We start from the raw sequence: 22,348 nt of genomic DNA on the forward strand, positions 1-22,348 counted from the left end.
GAGGCGCGGCCAGTTGCGCATCAGTTGCCGGTGGCGGTGATGCGATTCAGGAATGCGGTCATCCGTTCCGCAATTTCAGGCCCATATTCCTCCAGCGCGAAGTGTCCGGTATCAAGCAGATGAAACTCAAGATTCTTCAGGTCGCGTTGATAGGGCAGGGCGCCTTCGGCCGGAAAGATATGATCATTCTTACCCCACATCAGCAGCGCAGGTGGTTGATGCTCACGAAACAACGCCTGCCATTTCGGGTACTCGGTAACGTTGGTGCCGTAGTCCAGGAAAAGTTCAAGTTGCACCTCCTGATTGCCTTCGCGATCAAGCAGGTATTGGACGTGCCAATAGTTGTCCGGGTTGATCAGTTCCGGCCTTTGTACACCGTGGGTGAACTGCCACTTGGTCGCATCCAGAGAAAGAAACCCACGAAGCTGGTCGCCATTCTCTTTCGAGGGATCGGCCCAATAGGCTTTGATCGGGTCCCAGAATTCGCGCAGCCCTTCCTCATACGCATTGCCGTTCAGAATGACGAAGCCGGTGACCCGTTCGGGCTGTTCGGCAAACATCCGGAATCCAACCGGGGCACCATAGTCCATCAGATAGACCGCGTATTGATCGACACCCTTCCGATCCAGCAGGGAGGTCATGATTTCGGCGATATTCGCAAAGGAATACTCGAAATCTTCAGCTTGCGGCATGTCCGACGCCCCAAATCCGGGGAAATCGGGCGCAATAACGTGAAAGTGCTTGGCCAGCTCGGGGATAAGGTTGCGGAACATATGTGACGAGGTCGGAAAGCCATGAAGCAACAGAACGGTTGGCCTGTTCGGGTCTCCGGCCTCGCGATAGGCGATATTGACCTCGCCGATTTTTTCGGCGCGGAAATTGACCGCTTGGGTGGCTTCAATGCCAGTCTCATTGGCGATTGCGGGGGCCGGAGTTAATGGCACCGCGATAGTAAGCGCGAGAAGACTGGCGCTCAGGATGGATTTCAGATTGCGCGACATGGGTATTTCCTTTCTTGGCGTTTTGGGCGCGCGTCTGAACGCGCAGGGTTCAGCATCGGTCAGCGTTTATGGCCGAGCTTTTCGTTGTGCTCTGCGTTTTGAGCTTTCAGTTCCGCCAGTTCATCGCGAAGCGGCGCCATGTGCTCTTCAAACTCTTCCAGGGTCAGGCGTTGGGGGATGTGCTGCGGGCAGTTCCAGTCCATCGCTTCAAGCTTGATCACAATGGCCCGCTCCGGGCGGCCCCTGTAATTCGGGTCATGCAAACGTTGCATCAGGGCCGGATCATCTGCGCCATCAACAAGTTTCGCCCGGCCCCAGATCTTGAGGCGTCTCCGGTTGGGATAGTCCATCAGGATCAGAGAAATGCGGTCGTTGTTCAGCAGGTTACCTGCGCTCAGATATTGCCGGTTGCCGCGAAAATCTGCGTAGGCCAGCGTCCGTTCATCCAGCACTTTCAGAAAGCCTGCCGGTCCGCCGCGGAATTGAACATAAGGCCAGCCGGTTTCAGAGACGGTCGCCTGATAGAAGCCGTCCCTTTGTGCGATGAAGCTGGCTTCGACCGGGCTGATGAGGTCTTCCTGAACAGCGCCGGCCAGAAATTTTGCATAGCCTTCAGCCGATCCGTTCTTGGCCTGTGTTGCACGTACGGAAGGCGTAAAACTGATTTCTGCAAATGGGCGTGTCATTGAATTCTCCATCTCAGCCGGGCAGAGCCCTGGGGTTGAGGTGAAGCTAGTCAAAGCTTGGGTGTTGCAGAATATCCCTATTTGGCAATATATTATTCCAAAATATGGAATAGTTGTTTGGATAGATTTCACGCACTGAGCGTTTTTGTGAAGGTGGCCGAGCTGAATGGCTTTGCTGCCGCAGCGCGCCACCTCAATATGTCGCCACCAACGGTAACCCGACTGGTCTCCATGCTGGAGGACAGCCTGGGGCTTCGTCTTTTTGTGCGCACCACGCGATCAGTCATGCTGACGGACAGCGGGCGAAGGTTTTTTGAAGATGCCAGACGCATTTTGATGGATCTCGAGGAGGCAGAGCGTGCCGCCGTCGGATCCTATGCCGAACCGACCGGGGAACTCAGCGTGACCGCATCGGTGTTGTTCGGCCGTATGTTCGTCACTCCGATTCTGGGTGAATTTCTGGAACTGCATCCAAAGCTCTCTGCGCGCACTCTCTATGTGGACCGCGTGGTCAATCTGGTGGATGAGGGCCTCGACGTCGGCATCAGGATCGGAAACCTTGCAGACTCAAGCCTGATGGCCTTGAGATGCGGTGCGGTGAGGCAGGTCGTGTTTGCCGCTCCGGCATATCTCGATGCGCGCGGCGAACCAGACACACCCGACGACCTGGCCAATCACGCGATCATAAACTCGACCGCCCTGCACGCCTCGGCCCAATGGCATTTTCAAAAAAGCGAAACGGTCGTGACAAAGCGCGTGAACCCGCGCATCAGCATGAACACCAATGACGCGGTGATCGAGCTGGCCCTGCAAGGGCATGGCATCGGGCGGCTTTTATCCTATCAGGTTGCACCCCACGTTGCGGACGGGCGGCTCAGGACCGTTCTGAATTCGTATGAACCACCCGAGATCCCCATCCATCTCGTGCATCAAGAGGGCCGCACCGTGTCTGCAAAAGTGCGCGCCTTTGTCGATTTTGCGGCCAAGCGTCTCAAATCCGACCCCTATTTGGATGGATTCCAACACAGGCCTGTGAGTTAGGCCAAAAGATCCGCCGAACCACGCCATCCGGTCGCGGCCAGTGTCGCCAGGGCCCTGACCGACAGATCACTTTGGGCATGCGCTTTGAGGTGGTACAGCGCAAGGGCGAACATGTGCAACAAAGCTTGCCACCAACCGGACTTGCCGGCACGAAACTGAAATCTCAGATCCCGGGTGCACACGCTTTTCGAAGCGATAGGGCCAGCATTGAGCATGCAATCACGTTTGACCCATGGTTTAGTCGGTCTTGCCCCAAGCATCGTGCGCGATCAGCGCGGCTTCGACCCGGTTTCGGGCGTGGAGCTTGGACAGGATTGCCGTCATATAGTGCTTTACGGTTTTTTCCTGAAGATCCAGTTGATCTGCGATCTCCCGATTGCTCATCCCCTTCGCCACACGTCTAAGTATTTCTTCCTCGCGATGCGTGAGATCATCCAGAACATCACTGTCTTTGCAAGCTTCCGCCTCTCTGTTGATCTGAAGCAGCACGCGCGAGGCCAGCCCGGGCGACACGAAACCTTCACCTGCGGCGATGCTGCGCAGTGAGGCCGTCAGTTCGCTGGCTGTCACACCTTTGACGATGTAGCCGATTGCCCCTGCTTCCAAAGCATCCGCAACGTCACTGTTGTTTTCCGAGACCGTCAATATCGCGATGAATGGCGGATTTGCCATGGCCGCGATTTTTCGCGTCGCATTTATGCCGCCTCCGGGCATCGAAAGATCGAGGATGGCGATGTCAGGTTGATGAATGCCGACAAGTGAAATTGCCTCATCCGCGCTCGAGCCGGCAGCGAGAACTTCGAACCCATCGGCTTCGTCCAATGTCCGGTGCAAACCGTCCCTGAAAATCGGGTGATCATCCGCTATTACGACAGATGTTGTCATGACGTGCTCATCTTTCTGGGAAATAGTGTCATTGTGACAGAGGTGCCTTTGCCAGGGCTTGACCTGACTTCGAACCTGCCGCCGATACTCTCAACCCGATCTCGCAAACCCAAAAGCCCCTGGCCTCCATCGTCACGTAGTACTTTTCCGTCCGAGGGGTCAAATCCGGGCCCGTCATCGTTGACATGAATGACGACCCGATCGTTATGCGCCTCGCAAATGACGGTGCATCGAGAATTCGGAGCATACCTGGCGGCGTTGGAAAGCGTTTCCTGAAGGACCCGGAAAACACACAGCTTGTCGGACACGGACAACTCGATCGTCTGGCTTCCCTGAAGTGAAATATCCGGCCGCAACGGGCTGTGTTCCGAGTGATCTTCTATCGCTCTTTTCACCACATCAATCAGCGCCAGATTGTCGATGTCCGGAGCGGACAACCCCCGCGACAACGCTCGAATTTCGGCCAAGGACTTCTGCAAAGACTGTTGAATCTCCTCGGCCTCCGCAGGCTTTTCAGGCCTGTCCGAGAATGCCGCCTCCAACCTGAGGGCCGCGAGGGACAGATATTGAGCGGGACCGTCGTGAAGCTCGGAACCAAGCTTCTTCAGAAACCGGTCTGTTTGCGTGGCATATCGTTCCGACGCTTCGACCACGCGCGACCGCAGCCTGGCGTTCTGCTCTGCCATCTGCTCACTCTCTTTCAGACGCCGCTCCAACAGGCGCCCCTGACGTCGAATGGTGTTGTCACCGATTGCCACGATGGAAAACAGCACGATTGTACTTGCTGTAAATGCTGACCCGACGACCAGCCAGCTTGTCCGGCGGGCTCTGGCCATATCAACTTCCAGCTGTTCAGCTTTCTCGTAAAACTCTGCAACTGCAATGATATCTCCTGACCAGAGTTCTCGGATCGGGCTGTACACTTCAAGTAGCGGGATCCCAAGTGCTGCTTCTGCGGCGCTTTCAGCATGGTCGAGATCTTCGAAAGAACCCGAAATCTCTCCGCTCCAGGCTCGGCTCAGATCATCAGTCGGGTCGAAGCGGCGTCCAATGATGGTTGGATCCGATGCGTGCGCGATCACGCCGCCTTGTTTCCAAAACTTGAAGGACACAATGCGGTCCCGCATTGGCTGGGTCATGAATATTTCGTCCAGCGCCCGCCTCGCTTGATCGGAAAGACGATCCCCGTATGCAAGTTCCTGGCTGAGAGGGGATACGATGCTCTCCATATACAGCGCTGCGGAATTGGCAGAATTTTGCACAACTGCATTCTCGATCCGATTTGACACCCATACGCCAACTATCGCGGTGGCCGTTCCCATCACGACAATGCAGGCCGCAAGGAAAACTCGCGACAATGACCAATTGCGAACTGACAGATCGGAAATCTCGGGTCTCATTTCGTGTTCAACTATGAACGACAATCCCTGACCGCACCACCGACCTTGGTCTGAACTCATCAGCGTTCGGTTTCAGAATTTGGATCATGTCGACCCCTTGATCGCGCAATCGCGCAGGCGGCGGACAGAAGGCACGCGTGGCCTTGCAGGAGGTACACGGAGTTCGCTCAAAACTCCGTACAGACGACCAGCGCATCGGCCCAAAGCCGTCCTCGGAGGAGCCACACCTACGGGCGAGTATTATTTTGTCACCCCGGCAGAGCAATGGACAGGCGTTCAACCAAAGCTCTTTGCACAATGGCAAATCTGGGAGTGCGCGCTATCTCGTCCAGAGTCGCCACCCAGAGCGGAACATCTATTCCGGGATCAATTTCTGACGACCGATGAAGCCGAGGATCCGCATTCCCAATAAACGAGGGCAGAAACGCTTTGCCCGCCCCGGAGGCCGCCATCTGCTGAAGCACCAAAAAGCTGTCTGCCCCGTTGGTCATTTCATCGGCGCTGACATGTTCGGCCAGCCATTTGGCGGGAAGCGAGCGACTCAACGCCCCATCAAGCCTCATCCATTTTCGGTTTGGGGAACCGTCGTCAAAAACGCCGAATGACAGGGTTCCTGCACGTTCGCTGACAAGCCCTTCTTCAAGTTTGATCGAGGGTCGCACGGCGATGTCCGCGGTCAACCTCGACAGATCATGATGGCTGTTGCCGCTTAACAAAGTCAGTTCCAAGTCGGGGTAGAGCCGCGATATCTCAGTCAGAATTTGAGGCAAAACAAGCTGACAAAGGCTGTCCGTGGACGCAATGCGGACCTGACCCGCAGGGGACCGGTTTGCCCCCACAATTGCCCGCTCTACGGAAAGTACGGCGTCTTCAACGCTTTCCATCGCCGAAAGAATGGCTCTGGCCTCGGGCAGGGCGGTGTACCCTGACGGGTGTTTTTGAAAGATCACGCATCCAAAACGTTCTTCTAGCGCGGCGACTCTGCGCAGCACCGTTGCATGAGTGACACCCAGCGCCCCGGCAGCCGCATTCAGTGATCCGTGTTTCCTTACGGCCAGCGCGTATCGCAGATCATCCCAGTTTTGATTGTGCATAAATTAACAAGGAACGACGAATAACAAACAATTACAAGAAAAAGTGTTCAGGCTAATATTCGACGCATTGAACAGGGAGACGCACAATGATCAAGAAAATCCCGGCCGTTGCGGCAGGTTTGTTGTCGATAGCCATCATTGGATCAGCCATCGCCCATGAAAGCGAAAATCCTGCGGTGAAGGCTCGGACCTCAATCATGCAGCTCTATGCCTTCAATCTTGGCACATTGGGCGGCATGGCCAAGGGAGAGGTTGAATATGATGCCGAGGCAGCAACACGGGCCGCAAATAACCTGGTTGTTCTGACGCAGATCGATCAATCTGCGATGTGGCCTGCCGGATCCGACAATGCGTCCGACCCGTCCACCCGAGCCTTGCCAGCCATCTGGGAGAACTTCCCGGATGTAAGCGCAAAAGGTCAGGCCATGGCTGAAGCCGCGGTTGCGATGCAAGCGGCGGCAGGCCAGGATGTCGATGCCCTGAAGGCGGCGATGGGTGATCTGGGCGGATCGTGCTCGGCATGTCACAAAGCTTACAGGGCGCCGAAAGACTAAAGGAGCGCTAGCCATGCGGCGTTTTTTCATTTTCGCCGCTGGTATCGCTGTACTGGTCGGGCTGGTCGGTTTGGCGCTGACCCGTCCGAAAACAGTTGACCAGACACAACTGAACGGGGTTGTTCCGGATCTCAGTCGAGGTGAGGCAGTGTTTTACGCGGCTGGATGCGCGTCCTGCCATTCTGCACCGGACGCAACGGGCGAGGAAAAGCTGGTACTCGCTGGCAGACGTCGGTTTGCGTCGGATTTCGGCACGTTCATAGCCCCGAACATATCCAGTGATCCGGTTGCCGGCATCGGATCGTGGTCCGCATTGGATCTGGCCAATGCTCTGCTTCACGGGACCGGGCCCGAAGGGCAGCACTATTTTCCCGCGTTTCCCTATACTTCCTACGCCAACATGTCAGCCGAGGACGTTGTTTCGCTGCATGCCTTCCTCGGCACTCTGCCGGCGGTTCCAACCCAAAGCGCAGCGCACGAGGTTGGCTTTCCCTTCAACATTCGACGCGGGCTGGGCGGGTGGAAGCTGTTGTATCTGAAACCGGGCTGGGTTGTGGAAGGCGATCTGACTGACCAGCAAATTCAAGGCCGATACCTGGTAGAGGCGTTGGGACATTGCGCAGAATGCCACACGCCGCGTAACGGGCTAGGGGGCCTGAAACGCGATCTCTGGCTGACAGGTGCACCAAACCCCGGCGGAAAGGGACGCATCCCCGGGCTGACTTCTGCCCAACTGGATTGGTCCGAGGCTGATATTGCCGAGTATCTGAAATCCGGCTTCACGCCGGACTATGACAGCGCGGGTGGTGAGATGGTGGAAGTCATCGAAAACACATCCCGCCTTACGGATGACGACCGTCTGGCGATTGCGGCCTATCTCAAGGCCGTGCCCGCGTCACCGACAGGCTCGCCGTCAGAGTAACCCTCTTTGGCGCCATGCGGCCGATGCCAGATGTCCTTGCCAGCAGTCAGCACGAAGCCGCAAGGCCTATTCCCTTTTCGCCAAACTCCTGTTTTACGTTCTGGTCAACGGAGCGCAGCACACGCCCGCGTTTCTGTTCAGTATTGATTGAGGGTCGTGGCCAAATGACACAAAAAATCGCTCTTTGGTCCATTCCGATATCCCTGGCGGTACTGGCCCTGAAGCTGCTGGCCTGGTGGCTGACAGGTTCGGTGGCGTTGTTGTCGGACGCGATGGAATCCACCGTCAATGTCTTGGCGGCCCTGCTGGCTTATTTTGCGGTTCGGGTTGCAAACAAGCCCCCTGATGAAAACCACCCCTTTGGTCACAAGAAAGCCGAGTATCTTTCCGCCGTCGTCGAAGGTGCATTGATTGTGTTGGCGGCGTTCTTGATCATCAGAGAGGCCGTGCTGGCACTTCCCAATCCGCATCTTGAGGATGCGCCTTTTCTTGGAATCGCCGTCAATGTCATTGCAACGGGCGTGAATGGCGCATGGGCCTACTTGTTACTCAAAATCGGCAGGCGTGAGGGTTCACCTGCATTGGAGGCAAGCTCGCGGCACATTTTTACAGACGTCATGACGTCAGCGGGTGTCATCGCGGGGCTCATACTTGCACTTGTCACCGGCTGGCTGATCCTTGACCCGATCCTAGCAATCCTGGTCGCGCTGAACATCCTGTGGGAAGGTTGGAAAGTCATTCGTGCGTCCGTTGACGGGCTGATGGATGTAAGCCTTTCTGACCATGACTTGCAGGTTGTTTCCAGCACCATTGAAAGCAACCTAGGTGCTGCGCTGGAATATCACGACCTCAAGGGGCGTAGATCCGCGAATGTCATCTTCGTCGAGTTTCACCTCGTTGTGGACGGCGCGATGTCGGTCAACGCGGCCCATGACATCTGCAATGAAATCGAACACGCATTGGAACGTCTTTATCCGGGTTCTGTCTTTTTCATTCATCTCGAACCCGATGACGAACTGAAGGGCAACGGAGCAAAACCCAGCCAGGTTCCTTAAACCACTCGGTGCAATCGAATACGACGCAAGTCGTGGTCATGGATGGGACGTTCGGCCTGCAATTCATCAGACCTAAGCCCGATGTCGGGACGCAAAGCCCCGGATAATCTGTCACCGGCACCATGAATTGGGTCGAATAGAACTGGAGGCGAAAAATGAAACTTCAAGGAGAACTGGGCCAGCTTCTCAGCACAGCAGCACTGGCTTCGTTGATTGCCGCAACGCCTTACGTGCCGAAGTTTGACACGGAAGGTCGCCTGCACCTTGAACCAGCCTATGCCTTTGCCAAAAGCGGCAGCGGAAAAGATGGAGATGGTGGCGATGATGACCGGGGGGATGATCGTGGCGGCGAACGGGACGACAACTCGGGGTCGGGCAACGGTGGTCGCGGTGGTGATCGCGACGACGACAGGGACGATGACCGCGACGATGATCGGGACGACGATCGGGACGACAATTCCGGATCCGGCAAAGGTGGTCGCGAAGACGATGACGATGACGATGACGATGATGACTCGAAGCGTTCAAATCGAGGCAGCGGCAAAAAGGATCAATCCCGGTCAGGCGGCGGATCATCGCGCTCGGCCGGCATAACGAAGGTTGAGACGAACGCCAACGGCATCGAAGTGCGCTATGCCGATGGAACCAAGGAAGAAATCGAAAACGGTCGGTATGAAAGAAAGAATGCTCAGAACCGCACTGTGGAAGAACGGCTGGCGACAGGCGCCGATGTCTCAAGGCTCCGGTCATTGGCTAATGGTATCTCCATCGACAACGTGCGCTCTTCAGGGCAAGGCGGCACTGCTGGAAGTCGACCCACAAAAATCGAACGCCAAGGCAACAATATCGAAGTAAACTATGCCAATGGCTGGAAAGAAGAGATCGAGTTTGGCCGTTATGAGTTGAAAGACCCATACAATCGGACTGTCGTTGAGAGAAATGCAACCGCCGCTGACCGTCGGAGATTGCAGTCGGCAGGCAACTAGGCAACTACGTCAGGACGAAAGACAAAAGGCGACTTTTCATCGTCAGAGGCCGCCTTTTCTTATCGGCTTTGCCAGCGGTTATTGGCGTACTGCATTGCGATCATTGGCTTCTTGCCCAAGGTGTTGACGCAATATTCCGCCCAACACGAAAGGCACGGGCACCAATTCCGCAAACCGACATGAGCGATGTGTCATGTATGTCCTGCCCCTTTCTCGCTTGCAGCGACCAGCCATCCACTGATTGTGAACCCTGATCCTAGCGTTCACCGCGCCGATAGGGCGCCATCAGCGCGGCAGGCACCTCGGCCCTGCGGGCGACGAGAACGAGCGCGACGATGGAAAGCACATAGGGCGCCATCAGGAAGAGTTGATATGGCACGCCTTCAATCGCCGTTTGCAGCCGCAGCTGGTATGCATCGAAAAAAGCAAACAGCACGGCACCGATCAATGCTTTGCCCGGTCGCCAACTTGCGAACACAACCAGCGCGATGCAGATCCAGCCGCGTCCTTGAACCATGCCCGGGAAGAAACTGTTGAACGCCGTTGTCGTCAGGAACGCGCCACCCACTGCCATCAACGCTGATCCGACAACCACTGCACCAATGCGAATGCGAATGGGGTTCAGCCCCTGTGCCTCAACCGCGTGCGGGTTTTCACCAGTCATGCGAATGGCCAGCCCCAGCGGTGTCCGGGCAAGGACGTAGGCCATCACAGCCACCGCAAACAGAGCGAGGTAGGTCGGCAGAGCCTGGGAAAACAGGATCGGACCCAGAATGGGGATATCGGAAACACCCGGAACATCGAGTGGCTGGAAAGGTTCTATCGTCGGGGGCAGATCGCCCACTTCGACAAGCAACCGGTAAAGGTAGTAGGCCAGCGCGGATGCAAACAGCGTGATGCCAAGCCCCGAGACATGTTGCGACAATCCAAGCGGGACCGTTAGCATGGCGTGCAGCAATCCCAACATTGCGCCGCAAAGTGCCGCGATCATCAGGCCAACCAGCAAAGGCGCGCCCATGTAGACGGCAAGCCAACCGCTCATCGCGCCCATGGTCATGATCCCCTCGATCCCCAGATTGAGAACCCCCGAACGTTCACACAGCAACGCGCCGAGGACTCCGAAAATAAGCGGCGTTGCAATGCGCAGCACGGACGCCCAGAGGCTGGTGTTCAGCAGCAGATCAATTGCATCACTCATCGGCGCACCCGGTACGTTGTGAAAAGAAGGGCTACGATCATGGTGAGCAGGCAGAGCGCCACGATCACGTCGGCAATGAAGCTGGGAACGCCGGTTGCGCGGCTCATGGCGTCGGCCCCGACAAAGACGGTGGCGACGAAAACCGCGGCGGCGACCACACCCGCCGGATGCAATGCGGCCAGCATTGCGACGACGATGCCGGCATAGCCGAATCCGGGGCTCATGGTCGTGGTGACCCCGGCTGTGACGCCCATGACTTCGACGGAACCTGCCAGGCCTGCCAAAGCGCCTGAAAGCAGGGCCACACCCATGATCGTTTTGGGAAGGGAAATTCCGGCAAAGGCGGCGGCACCGGCGTTCAAGCCTGCGGCGCGTGTTTCAGCCCCAAAAACCGTGCGGGCCAGGATCAGCCAAACAACACCTGCTGCCGCGATGGCAAAAAGCAACCCGATATGAAGGCGCGTGCGGGGAATAAGATCCGGCAGGCGGTACTCTCCGCCCACGGGCACTGAGGAAGGCCAGCCAAAGGCCATCGGATCGCGCATCGGACCCTCGATCATGAGGCCGACGAAAAGGATCACAATGAAGTTGAGCAGCAGGGTCGACACCACCTCATCCACCCCGAAACGCAGGCGCAAATAAGCGGGGCCCGCCAACAGGGCCGCACCCGCCGCCATGCCCGCCAGCATCAAAATCGGTATACCGATCCACCCGGGAACCCCGAGAGAATGCCCGATCCAGGCGGTAATCAGTGCGCCGACAAAGAACTGCCCCTCGCCGCCGATGTTCCAAAGACGGGCCCGAAAGGCGACGGCCGCGGCAAGCCCGGTAAATATCAGCGGCGTGGCGCGGGTCAGCATCTCGGTGATCGAAAGGCGTGACCCAAGGGCGCCGGTCAGCATTTCACCATAGGCAGTCAATGGGTTCACACCTGCCGCTGCGATTAAACCCGCAGCCAATAACAACGCGGTAAAGATCGCGGCCAGCGGCGCAATGACCACAAGATACAGCGGTACATATGTGCGTCGTTCAAGCCGCATCATCATCTTCCTTCCAGACACCTGCCATCATCAGGCCAAGGCGTTGCGGGTCAGCCTCATCAGCGGATATCGGTTTCGACAATCGACCCTTAACGATCGCCTGTATTCGGTCTGAAAGAGCTACGGCTTCTTCAAGTTCTTCTGAAATAAGCAGGATCGCAGCACCCTCGGCCCGTGTGGCCAGAAGCTCGGCATGAACTGCGGCAATTGCCCCTTCATCAAGGCCCCGCGTCGGCTGGTTGGCGAGCACGAAACGCGGTCCGTTGGTCAGAACTCGCCCCAGGATCAGCTTTTGCATGTTGCCGCCAGACAGCAGCCGTGTGCGCGTGTCGGGACTGGCCCCTCGGATATCAAATCGTTCGATAAGCCCTGCGGTGTATTCTCGGGCGGCGCGTTGTCGGACAAAGCCTCGGCGCGAAAACTCTGGTGTGCGCAGACGTTCAAGAACTGCATTTTCCCACAGGCTCAATTCACCTACGACACCTTCTGCATGGCGGTCTTCCGGTACCCTGCCAGCGCCAGCCTGGATCATGCCACGCGGGCCCAGATGGCCGATATCCTTGTTCAGCAGTGTCAACTGCCCGGCGTTAGGGTGGATCAATCCAGACAACAGCCCGCCAAGCGAGGCCTGACCATTGCCTGATACGCCGACGATACCAAGGATCTCGCCTGCATGGACGGTGAATGACACGTCATCCAGCCGCAATTCACCGTCTTCTTCCACGCGCACATCGTTTGCGACCAGAACCGGCGCGCCAATCTCGTGGTCTTGACGAACGGGTCGTTCCACCTTGCGGCCAACCATCAGTTCCGCCAACTCTCCGGGGGTGGTTTCAGGGGTCCTGCGTTCCGCGACCAACCTACCGCCACGAAGAACGGCAACACGGTCAGAGGCCGCCATGACCTCATGCAGTTTGTGACTGATGAAGATAAGCGACAGACCCTCTTTCGTCATGTCGCGCAGCGTCTCAAACAGGCGCATTGCCTCGGGCCGGGCCAGAACGGCCGTGGGTTCATCCAGGATCAGTATGCGCGCGTCTCGGTACAGCGCTTTCAGAATTTCGACGCGTTGACGCTCACCCACGGAAAGGGACTTGATCCTGTCGTCGGGATTCACGGGCAGACCAAACCGATCCGCGATCTTCAACAACTTTGCACGCGCCTCGCCACGTGCGGACCGTGCGCGTGTCAGGGGTTCTGAACCAAGCATGACGTTTTCAAGAACCGTGAGGTTGCCCGCAAGCGTAAAGTGCTGGTGGACCATGCCCACACCTACCTCGATCGCTGCGCGGGGCAGACCCGGAGGCAACGCTTTGCCAAACACACTGACAAAGCCTTCGTCGGCTGCATAATGGCCGAACAGGATGTTCATCAGCGTCGTTTTACCTGCGCCATTTTCACCCAACAATGCTAGGATTTCACCCTGGGCCAATGACAGTGTCACATCATCATTGGCGGTAAGCGTTCCAAAACGCTTTGTTATGCCGTGAAGTTCCAGAACCTTGTTCATGTGGGCAGGCCTGCGATTGGAGACGGAAAGGTAAGTTCGGGCGCACGCGCCTCGATCAGAGCGCCAAGTTTCAGCAGCCCGACATCCGAGCCGGGTGGTCCCATCAGTTGCACACCGATTGGCAGGCCATTTGCCATGCCAAAAGGCAATGCCAAAGCCGGCAAGCCTGCAACATTGGCAAGCGCTGCGTTCGGGGCAAAGGCCTCCAGCCGCGCCATGTGTTCATCTGCGGAGCCGCCAGACAGATCCAAACTGCCAATAACGGGCGGTGCAGACGATAGGACCGGCATCAGGACAGCATCGACAGAACTGAAAATCTTGCGAGCACGATATGTCAGACGAGCAAGCTGCCGTGTGGCCGCAAAAAGCGCGGTGGCAGATGTGGCACGGCCCTCGGCAGCCATGGCGGCGGCAAGCGGTGGAACCTGGTCATCAGATATCCTGAGTGCAATGAGCCACTCGGCCAGCGAAACAGCCAGTATCGTGCGTGCAATTGCATGAGCCTCGGCCCCCATCTCGTCCGGGGTACAAATGTCATACACCTCGCAGCCTGCATCGCGCAGAGTGTCAGCCGCATCCTTGGCGGCTTTGCACTGGTCAGTTCCGCAACGCTCAGGCAGTGCCAATGCAATGCGGGGGCGGTCCGCCGGATATACCGGGGCCATGGGCTGGGCTACGGCTTGAAAGGCGGTTTCCACATCGCGAACGGACCGTGCCAGAACCAGTTCTGACGCTATCCCCATCAGGTGATTGGTAAAATCAGGGCCTCCGGGCACCGCACCACGTGACGGCTTGAGCCCGGTCAAGCCGCAGCACGCGGCAGGTACTCTGATGGATCCGGCCGCGTCCGTGGCATGAGCAATGGCGACGATGCCGCCTGCAACCGCAGCCGCGGCGCCGCCAGATGAGCCACCGGGCGTCAACGCGGGATTCCACGGATTGCGGGCCGCAGCCATGCCATCTGGTTCGCATGTCAGAGAAAGGCCGAATGGCGGTGTTGCCGACACGCCAAAAGGGATCAGGCCGGTCTGGCGCAAATCCTGCAACAGGCAGCTGTCAGTTTCGGATTTTCGCCCTTGCGTGCGGATTGCCGCAGACCCGGCAGCAGCGGGCAGTCCCTTGGCGGAACCGCCGAGGTCTTTGACCAGGAACGGAACCCCGTGAAAGGGCCCGCGTCGATCAGATGGCGCTGCATCTGCCGCCCTCGCGCCGGCGCGGGCCATGTCTTCGTCCAGAAACACCACGGCGCCCAGATCCGCCTGCGCGTGGCAGGCGGAAAGGCTTGCTTCCATCGCGTCGGTGGCAGTGATCTGCCCTGCCGAAACGGCAGCTGCAAGAGCCGTGGCATCGGTCACGTCAAAACCCCCGGGATCAGGAGGGCTCGCTTTCGTCGATCGGAACGTCCCATTCGCCGGATTGGATCGCGGCCTGTTTGGCCTCCATCGCAGGGATGGCGTCGGCAGGCACTTCGTCGGCGACATAGATCAGCTCATTGCCGCCATGAGCCATGAAGGAATATTCGGTATAATTGCGCCCGGTGGGATTGCCGGCCTGAACATCCGCCACGATGGCTTCGATGGTTGGCCCATAGTTCCATATCGCGTTGGCAAAGACCGTGCCGGGATAGCGCGGCGTATAATCTATCAGTGAACCGATGGCCTTCACGCCGCGCGCCTGAGCGGCATCTGCGGTGCCAATGCGTTCACCAAACAGGATGTCCGCGCCCGCGTCGATCTGGGCAATCGCGGCTTCCTGCGCGCGAGCCGGATCAAACCATGCTCCGATGAAACCGTTAAGGAAAGTGGCGTCAGGGTTCACTTCACTAACGCCCATCCGGAAAGCATTGATCAGGAGGTTCACCTCGGGGATCGGATAACCGCCGACGGAACCAAAAACGTTGCTTTCCGACATTTGGCCGGCAAGCATTCCGGCCAGATAGGCCGCCTCGTGGTTGCGGGTGCCGAAGACACCAAAATTGTCGCCCTCCGGCCCGCCGGAGGACCCCATCAAAAACGCGGTATCGGGGTAATCACCAGCCACTTCGCGTGCTTCGCGTTCCACCGCGTAAGACTCGCCCCAAATGATTTGCGCGCCGCCTTCGGCGTATTCGCGCATCGCACGGGGATAGTCGGTCGGAGCCACACCCTCTGAAAACTCATATTCGATCAGACCAGCCTCGGCGGCTTCCTGCATCGCCACGTGGATCCGGCTGTTCCATGCATTTTCGACCGGAGACATATGCACGCCAGCGACGCGGATCGCAGATTGTGCATTGGCGCGGCGGATATAAGCCGGCAGGGCCAGCGTGGCCGCGGCGCCGACCATCAGTTGACGACGTGTAGTGGTGAGTTTCATCGGAGTATCCTCTTCTGTTGGTGGCAATTATTTTTGTTCTTGGTCTTCCTGAATATTGGGCCTGGGCGCGTAATCCGCGGGATCCAGGGTCGAGGGGCGGCCGGGCAGGGAAAGCGCGGCCAGTCTTGGTTCGGTGCGCGCCAGCACCTTGCCGTGTTTGATGACGGCAAGACGTGTGGCTTTCATGCGGACCGCTTCAATCGGGTCACGCGCTTGCAGCACAACCATGTTGGCTGGGCCGCCTTTGCGAATTGTCGGGTCGGGCAGACCCATGGTCTTGGCACCGTTCTGGGTAACGGATGTGAAAGCCCATTCCATCGCTTCGCGGGATGTCATCGGCACCGCATGCACGCCCATATGGGCCACTTCCAGCATGTCGGCGGACCCAAGAGAATACCATGGATCCATGGTGCAATCCTGCCCGAAGGAAACGTTTACACCTGCTGCACGCAATTCTGGTACGCGTGTCAGGCCACGGCGGCGCGGATAAGTGTCCGAGCGGCCTTGCAGCGTGATATTGATAAGCGGGTTCGGCACGACGTTCATGCCGCTTTCCGCGATCAGCGGAACAAGCTTCGAGGCATAGTAATTGTCGTATGAATGCATCGCGGTGACGTGGCTTGCAGTCACACGACCCCCGAGCCCGAGGCGCGTGGTCTCATAGGCGAGGGTTTCCACATGGCGCGACATCGGATCGTCGCTTTCATCACAGTGCAGGTCCAGCATCAGGTCGCGATCTGCGGCAATCTCGGCCAGCCTCGTGACCGATCGGGCGCCTTCCGACATCGTGCGTTCAAAATGCGGGATGCCGCCCACCACATCGACCCCCATATCGAGCGCCCGGATCAGATTTTTCTCTGCATTTTCCGCGCGGTACAGTCCATCTTGCGGGAATGCCACCAATTGCAGGTCAATATAGGGGGCAACCTGCTTGCGCACTTCCAGCAAAGCTTCGACACCCACCAACGGAGTTGACGAAACATCCACATGCGAACGGATGGCCAGCAATCCCTGCGACACGGCCAGATCGCAATATCGCATGGCCCGCTCAATCACCGCTTCGGGCGTCAGAAGGGGCTTCAGTTCTCCCCAAAGCGCGATGCCCTCCAAAAGCGTGCCCGAAACATTCATACGTGGCGACCCGAGGCTCAGCGTGGCGTCCATATGGAAGTGCGGGTCGACGAACGGAGGTGAAACCAGGCGGCCCGTTGCATCGATTTCTTCGCGCGCCTCACCCATGATGTCAGCGGCAATTTCCGCAACACGGTCGCCCTTGATCGCAATATCCAACGGTTCGCGGCCATCCGGCAAGCTGGCCTTTCTGATGATGATGTCAAACATTCATCCGCCCCCTAATTTGACCACATGGTAAAAGTATTCAAAAAAATTGCTATTTATTTTTACAGTGTTCTGGAATTGGTGCCTGTTTCAGCCTCTCAGCTGCTCATTATCAAAGCCCGACTGATTAAATTTTGGCCGTCTACTGCCCGGGATTTGGGGCACTGGCGGCCCGAGCCAAAAGAGTGCCCAGTTCATCCGCAAGATTGCTTGCTGACGCAAACAAAAGCTCTGGCCCGCCGGCGCACAGCGATATTCGATGACCGGTGCGGCGAACAGGGGCGCCAGCCCACTGAAATAAGCTCAACCAGAGCGTTGTGTGGTGAAGACATTGACAATCCGCCATCTGCACGCGCCGTGTTTCATCTCGACCGGAATTGGTGATACCTCCTTGCACGTCATGACCAATGTCGCACCAACGATCCTTTCCACGGTTTCCAGCCAGTTTATCGATGACTGGCTGACGGCATTGCGCACGCTATGCCCCGAGGCGCAGATGGCATCGCTTCTCGGCCGGTCGGGTTTGGTCGCGGATACGCGTCTCCCTCATGGCCGCGTCACGCTGGATCAAATCGTATGTCTCTATCAACTTGCCGCAGTTGAGACCGGTGATGAGATGATGGGGCTTTGGAGCCGCCCGATCCGGCCGAGAGCTCTGCAACATCTTTTGACGACAGTCCGGGAAGCCACGTCTCTTTCATCGGCACTTTACCGCTTTTCGACCTTCTGGAACTTGTTGCTGGATGACTACCAGTTTGCTCTGGATGACGCCGACAACATGTTGGTGCTTACGCTGAAGCCACGGGGCGCGGCCCAGGTTCAGCGGTTCGGGCACATGCTGATACTCAAACTTGCCCACGGGCTCATGTCTTGGCTGGCGGGGCACGAAGTTCCGGTCAAGGCTGTCGATTTCGTGTTTGAGCGCCCCGACTTTGATCAGGACTACGCGGTCATCTTTCCAGCACCACTACGGTTCGGCCGAGGTGCCACCGCGATTTCGTTCGATCCGAATGCGCTGGGTCCAGTGCAGGCGCGCAGCACAAATGACCTTGACAGGTTTTTGCACAACGCGCCCCGAGACTGGATCTTCACCAGTTCGCGAGAGCACACCCAATCGCTGCGGGTGCGCACCTATCTGGTCCAATCGGGATGGGACGCGGCAACCCTGACCCAGACGGCATCCGCGATGCACATGACCCCCCGCACCCTGATCCGCAGGCTGCATGCGGATGGTACATCGTTTCAGGCCATCAAGGATGCCCTGCGGCGTGATATCGCTATCCGTGATCTTCAGGCGGGGCGCAAAAGCCTTGAAGCCATCGCACATGATGTCGGATTTTCGTCGGCGGCCAATTTCCACCGGGCCTTTCAGCGCTGGACCGGAAGCACCCCCAGCTCATACCGCAGGGTGCAAATGTAGGGCGCCCGATTTGTCACTTTTGGACAATGATCTGTCATTGCACGAGATGGTCCCCAGCGGGCAGGATCGCCATATCTTGCTGTAGAAAAACGTTCTTATCGGAAGTTTTGCCCTCAAAAAATATCATCCCACTCATCCATGGCTTCCCGGTTGTGGCGCCATCTGAGAATGACCGTCGTGAAAGGATCCACCAATGTCAGACAAACTCGACACCATACTCCAAGCCGCACGCGACCACGCCGAGCAGGTGATCCTGCCCAATGTGGATGCCTGGAACGCCGCGAAGAAGTGGCCGCGCGATGCTTCGGACAAGGCCGGGGCCGCTGGTCTGACGGGGCTCTACGCCCCCGAAGAGTTTGGCGGGCAGGCCTTGCCGCTGGCAGAAGGCATACAGGTTTATGAACAACTGGGACAGGGCGATGGCGCATATGCTTTTGCGCTGTCGATGCATAACATCTGTACCTTCGCGGGCTGCGGCTATGGCACGGATGCCTTCAAGGAAAAGTGGGCGCGGGACCTGACATCTGGACGCAAGCTGGCGAACTTTGCACTGACCGAACCACAATCCGGATCGGACGCAACAAACATGTATTCGCGCGCCGTGGTCAATGGCGACGGCACATGGACGATCAGCGGCGCGAAGGCATGGGTCAGCCTCGCGACCGAGGCGGATATCTATTTCACTGTGGTCAAGACCAGCGACGCACCCGGCCACAAGGACATGGCGATGATCGCCATTCCCGCCGACGCACCGGGCCTCAGTTTTGGGCCGCTTTACGATACCCCGTCCTACAACTTCCTGCCCTTGGCCGAAATGTACATGGACAAGGTCGTGGTCGATGAAACCAACATCATCCTGCCCATTGGTCAGGGTCTTCAGGGCGCGCTCATGGCCATCGACATTGCCCGTGTTTCGATTGCCTCAGGATGTTGTGGATTGATGCAATCCGCGCTGGATACGGCGTTGTCCTATTCCAAGAACCGCAAGATGTTTGGCGGCAGGAGCCTTGATCTGGACGGGATTCAGTGGATGCTGGGCGAGGTTGCAACCGACCTTGAAGCCTCAAAGCTTCTCTACCGAAAGGCGGCAGAATCCCTTGGCACGCCCGAAGGCCCCTTGATGGCCGCCCATGCAAAAAGGTTCGTGCCCGATGCCGCCGTGAAGGCCGCTAACACCTGTGCGCAGGTCCTGGGTGGTGCGGGGCTGTTGCAACCCTACGGCCTAGATCGTTTGTCCCGCCTTGCGCAAATGCTGCGGATCGTGGACGGGACGACGGAAATCAGCCGTGTGGTCATCGGGCGAGCCTTGCAAAAGCGTGCGACAACTCTGCCTGATCTGCCGGTACCGAAAGGTTTTGGCGAGACCGACTGAACGTCCCGCACCGGTTCGATCGGCGCCAATCTGAGATTCTGCGCAGACATCAGCAAGATCAAAAGGCCGGCCGCATTATTGCGGCCGGTTGCCTGAATGGTTGACCGTGGTGCTAACTCGCCATGAACAAGGTCGCGCAAAGCGTATGAAGCTTTGCTTTCTGACGGCACTGACATGTGGGACGGTGACCAGCAAAGGGCAGGGGCACGGGGGTCGAGAACATCAATAATCCCGACCACTCAATCGAGCCCGAAACAAGCCAATCGCGGCTGCGGAACATTGCAATCTGACGAACCCGAGATCTGCCAAAGCAGGTATGCTCCATTGGGCATTGCAGTACCCCAGTCAATTGGGTCCACTGATATGTTTGGAAAACGAAGGGCTTGAAGGTGTCCACAATCTCTGAAGACGGGCGCATTCACAGTACGCATAATGATGATTATGGTAAATTCATTTGGTGCGGGTGGAGGGACTTGAACCCCCACGCCTTGCGGCGCCAGAACCTAAATTTTGCGCGGATTGTTAGAAATCAAAAACTTGGCTGGGAAATTTCCCTAGACATAGCGTGAACGAAAACGGAAACCGGGAAACAGCAGTTAGAGCAGTGGAGAGACGATAATGGTAACATTCAATGTTGAGTTTGAGACAAGTGCAGACTTAGAGGCGTGGCTATCTATAGACTATGACGGCGCGGTTATCGTCATTTGCCTAGGGAATGGCGACCCGGTCGCCAAAATCCCCCTGAGGGAAATCGACGTTGTAGTGGGTGGTGATGAAAATGATGACCCGACAGAATGCTTGCAGAAGGGTTTGGCCGATATCCATCATCTAGCGAAAACTGTTAGAAACGACAAATAAGGGCTTCTGCTGCGCGCAACGAAAGCCCCTAGGGTCAGCCAGATCAAGACACCGAAATGATTTGGCCCCCAACTATCAGGGGCTGACCACCGGGCAACATGATAGCGGAGTTAGATGCCGGCGGCGGGGAAGACCCCTGAAAGCCTGCTGGCAGTGCTTGATATACTGCGTGTGGGGCAATGCCCGCGTCTACCCATCCGCCGACTCTTTGCGCAATTCTGGGGCCTGCCTGCCTGCCGCCGCTCTCAAGCGCGCCGCTGGCAATTTGGTAATCATTGAACCCGTTCACGTCGCCCACGTTCGGGGCCAGGATCTCTGACCCGCCAATGTCAGCACGGGTGCGGATGTAGTTGTTGGTGAAGGTCGAGCCAGACGGGAACCCGCCAGCATCGCCGGGGTAAATGCTGTCCTCAATTGTAACTGGCCCATTGCTTGCGCTTACATTCATAACCGGAATACCGCCCGTGATAGTGTCGCGGTTCGCGAATGGTCCCGGTAGCATCATGAGACGCCGCATAACCAAATCATCACAACCGGAAACGCCAATGCCGTTTGAGTGGCCAGTGATCAAGATGGTGTCTTGAATAGTTACCCGCTTATGCCTGTTGAACGAGTTGCTTACATCAAACCCGTCAATCCCGCCCCAAACACCTTGCTGAAAATACCCGTTCCCTTGGTCGCAGATGCACTGGTCAATAAGGATGTCTTCGCAGCCGCCCGTGTTGGCGTGGCGCAATAACTGAATGAAATCGATATGCGCGCCCGGTCGTGGAGTTTGCCAGTCGTGGGCGTAAATCTTACGCATCGTCATGGTTTTAACCCCGGTCGGGTCAATCCCATCCGCCGCTAAGGCCTCCATTTCAATGTTTTCAAAGGTCACGTTATTGGCGATCAGGATGCGGAACCCATTGTCGAACCCCTCAACATAGGTATTCCGAACAGTTAGATTGTCGCTGGGGGTCCCAAGGCCCTGAAAGTCAGCGGCCCACCCAGTTATCAGGCCTCCCCCGTCCGTCTGGTTCCCGACGATCCGAAGCCCGTCAACCGTGACGTTCGGCGAATTGAACGTCAGAAGCGCGGGGGTAAAGGTAAAGTCCCCGCTCCGGTAGACGTAATTGATATTGAAGTCTTTCAGGATCACGTTGCCGGAGTTCACCTGGAGCTTTTCAAACGACCCCTTGTTCTGGTTGTCCAAGGATTGGATGGTGACTGGCGTTGTGTAGGTCTTGCTACCGGGCGTGTTGTAGCGCCCGAAATTCACGCCCGCCGCCAGTTCAATGACCTCACCGCCTGTGGCCGCGTTAAGCTGGGTCGTCAGTTCGGAATCATTGTTGACCGTTACCATATCAAGCCGCCTTTATTGCTGGGCTTCGATTGTGAATAGGGCAGTGACCACGTCGTCGGTAATGAGCGTGTACATTCCGTCGGAACAAAGCACGGCCCAATCACCGGGTTCGACCACCACGCAATTGGCGATGTTGAGCGCGCCCCTTTCCATCATGTGCCAGTCGTCACGACTGTCCACTAGTCGCGTGAACGCATCATATTCCTGACCCGGCTCTGGCACCTTGTACCCGTAGGTAACTGATCGGTCTGAGGGGTTGTCTTTGCGAATGAGATTTCCGTGCATAAG

22 protein-coding genes are annotated in these 22,348 nt (G+C 57.4%); 9 read left to right on the forward strand and 13 right to left on the reverse strand.

Annotation, left to right across the window (positions count from 1 at the left end):
* Window positions 1–20: 20 nt before the first annotated feature.
* Both GOW04_RS07980 and GOW04_RS07985 read right to left on the reverse strand, forming a co-directional pair.
* Entirely contained in the window at window positions 21–1,001 is a 981-nt protein-coding gene (locus tag GOW04_RS07980; protein WP_171232132.1) for an alpha/beta fold hydrolase, read from the reverse strand.
* Between the two features lie 59 nt (window positions 1,002–1,060).
* On the reverse strand, window positions 1,061–1,687 hold the full coding sequence (locus tag GOW04_RS07985; protein WP_171232133.1) for a pyridoxamine 5'-phosphate oxidase family protein: 627 nt from the start codon (window positions 1,685–1,687) through the stop codon (window positions 1,061–1,063).
* 117 nt (window positions 1,688–1,804) lie between these two features.
* Between GOW04_RS07985 and GOW04_RS07990 the strand changes: the two genes are divergently transcribed.
* A complete protein-coding gene (locus tag GOW04_RS07990) occupies window positions 1,805–2,728 on the forward strand; it encodes a LysR family transcriptional regulator (RefSeq protein ID WP_171232134.1) in 924 nt (307 codons plus the stop codon).
* Window positions 2,729–2,965: 237 nt separating this feature from the next.
* Here GOW04_RS07990 and GOW04_RS07995 read toward each other — a convergent pair whose 3' ends face one another.
* From GOW04_RS07995 to GOW04_RS08005, 3 genes are all read right to left on the reverse strand, one after another.
* The gene (locus GOW04_RS07995) at window positions 2,966–3,613 is read right to left on the reverse strand and encodes a response regulator transcription factor (RefSeq protein ID WP_171232135.1); all 648 of its coding nucleotides are present in this window, start codon (window positions 3,611–3,613) and stop codon (window positions 2,966–2,968) included.
* Window positions 3,610–5,073 carry a sensor histidine kinase gene (locus GOW04_RS08000; RefSeq protein ID WP_171232136.1) on the reverse strand — a complete coding sequence of 488 codons (1,464 nt, stop codon included), beginning with the start codon at window positions 5,071–5,073 and terminating at the stop codon, window positions 3,610–3,612. Before GOW04_RS08000 ends, GOW04_RS07995 begins: the two co-directional genes overlap by 4 nt.
* A gap of 188 nt (window positions 5,074–5,261) precedes the next feature.
* On the reverse strand, window positions 5,262–6,107 hold the full coding sequence (locus tag GOW04_RS08005; RefSeq protein ID WP_171232137.1) for a LysR family transcriptional regulator: 846 nt from the start codon (window positions 6,105–6,107) through the stop codon (window positions 5,262–5,264).
* A gap of 86 nt (window positions 6,108–6,193) precedes the next feature.
* On the opposite strand from GOW04_RS08005, the gene GOW04_RS08010 reads away from it, so the two are divergent.
* The 4 genes from GOW04_RS08010 to GOW04_RS21760 all read left to right on the forward strand — a co-directional run bounded on the left by GOW04_RS08010 (window position 6,194) and on the right by GOW04_RS21760 (window position 9,624).
* Window positions 6,194–6,661 (forward strand): cytochrome c, encoded by a 468-nt coding sequence (locus GOW04_RS08010; protein ID WP_171232138.1) that lies wholly within the window; start codon window positions 6,194–6,196, stop codon window positions 6,659–6,661.
* Window positions 6,662–6,674: 13 nt separating this feature from the next.
* Window positions 6,675–7,583, forward strand: coding sequence for a cytochrome c (locus GOW04_RS08015; protein WP_171232139.1), 909 nt, complete (start codon window positions 6,675–6,677; stop codon window positions 7,581–7,583).
* Between the two features lie 164 nt (window positions 7,584–7,747).
* Window positions 7,748–8,638 (forward strand): cation diffusion facilitator family transporter, encoded by an 891-nt coding sequence (locus GOW04_RS08020; RefSeq protein ID WP_174830308.1) that lies wholly within the window; start codon window positions 7,748–7,750, stop codon window positions 8,636–8,638.
* A 155-nt stretch (window positions 8,639–8,793) separates the two neighbouring features.
* Window positions 8,794–9,624 (forward strand): hypothetical protein, encoded by an 831-nt coding sequence (locus GOW04_RS21760; protein WP_174830310.1) that lies wholly within the window; start codon window positions 8,794–8,796, stop codon window positions 9,622–9,624.
* A gap of 256 nt (window positions 9,625–9,880) precedes the next feature.
* Here the strand turns inward: GOW04_RS21760 and GOW04_RS08030 are convergent, their stop codons facing one another.
* The 6 genes from GOW04_RS08030 to GOW04_RS08055 are packed head-to-tail and all read right to left on the reverse strand — an operon-like array spanning window position 9,881 to window position 17,068.
* Window positions 9,881–10,822, reverse strand: coding sequence for an ABC transporter permease (locus tag GOW04_RS08030; protein ID WP_171119292.1), 942 nt, complete (start codon window positions 10,820–10,822; stop codon window positions 9,881–9,883).
* Window positions 10,819–11,862, reverse strand: a complete 1,044-nt coding sequence (locus GOW04_RS08035) for an ABC transporter permease (protein ID WP_171232140.1) — start codon at window positions 11,860–11,862, stop codon at window positions 10,819–10,821. Before GOW04_RS08035 ends, GOW04_RS08030 begins: the two co-directional genes overlap by 4 nt.
* A complete protein-coding gene (locus GOW04_RS08040; protein ID WP_171232141.1) occupies window positions 11,852–13,372 on the reverse strand; it encodes an ABC transporter ATP-binding protein in 1,521 nt (506 codons plus the stop codon). Before GOW04_RS08040 ends, GOW04_RS08035 begins: the two co-directional genes overlap by 11 nt.
* Window positions 13,369–14,727: an amidase gene (locus GOW04_RS08045; RefSeq protein ID WP_171232142.1), complete on the reverse strand. Its 1,359-nt coding sequence runs from the start codon at window positions 14,725–14,727 to the stop codon at window positions 13,369–13,371. Before GOW04_RS08045 ends, GOW04_RS08040 begins: the two co-directional genes overlap by 4 nt.
* 16 nt (window positions 14,728–14,743) lie before the next feature.
* On the reverse strand, window positions 14,744–15,727 hold the full coding sequence (locus GOW04_RS08050; RefSeq protein WP_171232143.1) for a BMP family protein: 984 nt from the start codon (window positions 15,725–15,727) through the stop codon (window positions 14,744–14,746).
* Between the two features lie 27 nt (window positions 15,728–15,754).
* A complete protein-coding gene (locus tag GOW04_RS08055; protein ID WP_171232144.1) occupies window positions 15,755–17,068 on the reverse strand; it encodes an amidohydrolase family protein in 1,314 nt (437 codons plus the stop codon).
* A gap of 24 nt (window positions 17,069–17,092) precedes the next feature.
* Here GOW04_RS08055 and GOW04_RS08060 point away from each other — a divergent pair, with 24 nt between their 5' ends.
* The 4 genes from GOW04_RS08060 (at window position 17,093) to GOW04_RS08075 (ending at window position 20,715) form a co-directional block, all read left to right on the forward strand.
* A complete protein-coding gene (locus GOW04_RS08060) occupies window positions 17,093–17,449 on the forward strand; it encodes a hypothetical protein (protein ID WP_171232145.1) in 357 nt (118 codons plus the stop codon).
* Between the two features lie 16 nt (window positions 17,450–17,465).
* Window positions 17,466–18,485, forward strand: a complete 1,020-nt coding sequence (locus GOW04_RS08065) for an AraC family transcriptional regulator (protein ID WP_171232464.1) — start codon at window positions 17,466–17,468, stop codon at window positions 18,483–18,485.
* A gap of 193 nt (window positions 18,486–18,678) precedes the next feature.
* A complete protein-coding gene (locus GOW04_RS08070; protein WP_171232146.1) occupies window positions 18,679–19,857 on the forward strand; it encodes an acyl-CoA dehydrogenase family protein in 1,179 nt (392 codons plus the stop codon).
* A gap of 618 nt (window positions 19,858–20,475) precedes the next feature.
* Window positions 20,476–20,715 carry a hypothetical protein gene (locus tag GOW04_RS08075; RefSeq protein ID WP_171232147.1) on the forward strand — a complete coding sequence of 80 codons (240 nt, stop codon included), beginning with the start codon at window positions 20,476–20,478 and terminating at the stop codon, window positions 20,713–20,715.
* A gap of 43 nt (window positions 20,716–20,758) precedes the next feature.
* Here GOW04_RS08075 and GOW04_RS08080 read toward each other — a convergent pair whose 3' ends face one another.
* Window positions 20,759–22,060 (reverse strand): hypothetical protein, encoded by a 1,302-nt coding sequence (locus GOW04_RS08080; RefSeq protein ID WP_171232148.1) that lies wholly within the window; start codon window positions 22,058–22,060, stop codon window positions 20,759–20,761.
* 12 nt (window positions 22,061–22,072) lie between these two features.
* Entirely contained in the window at window positions 22,073–22,345 is a 273-nt protein-coding gene (locus GOW04_RS08085) for a hypothetical protein (protein WP_171232149.1), read from the reverse strand.
* Window positions 22,346–22,348 lie beyond the last annotated feature (3 nt).

This window comes from Ruegeria sp. HKCCA4812 (assembly GCF_013034245.1).
GTDB lineage: Bacteria > Pseudomonadota > Alphaproteobacteria > Rhodobacterales > Rhodobacteraceae > Ruegeria.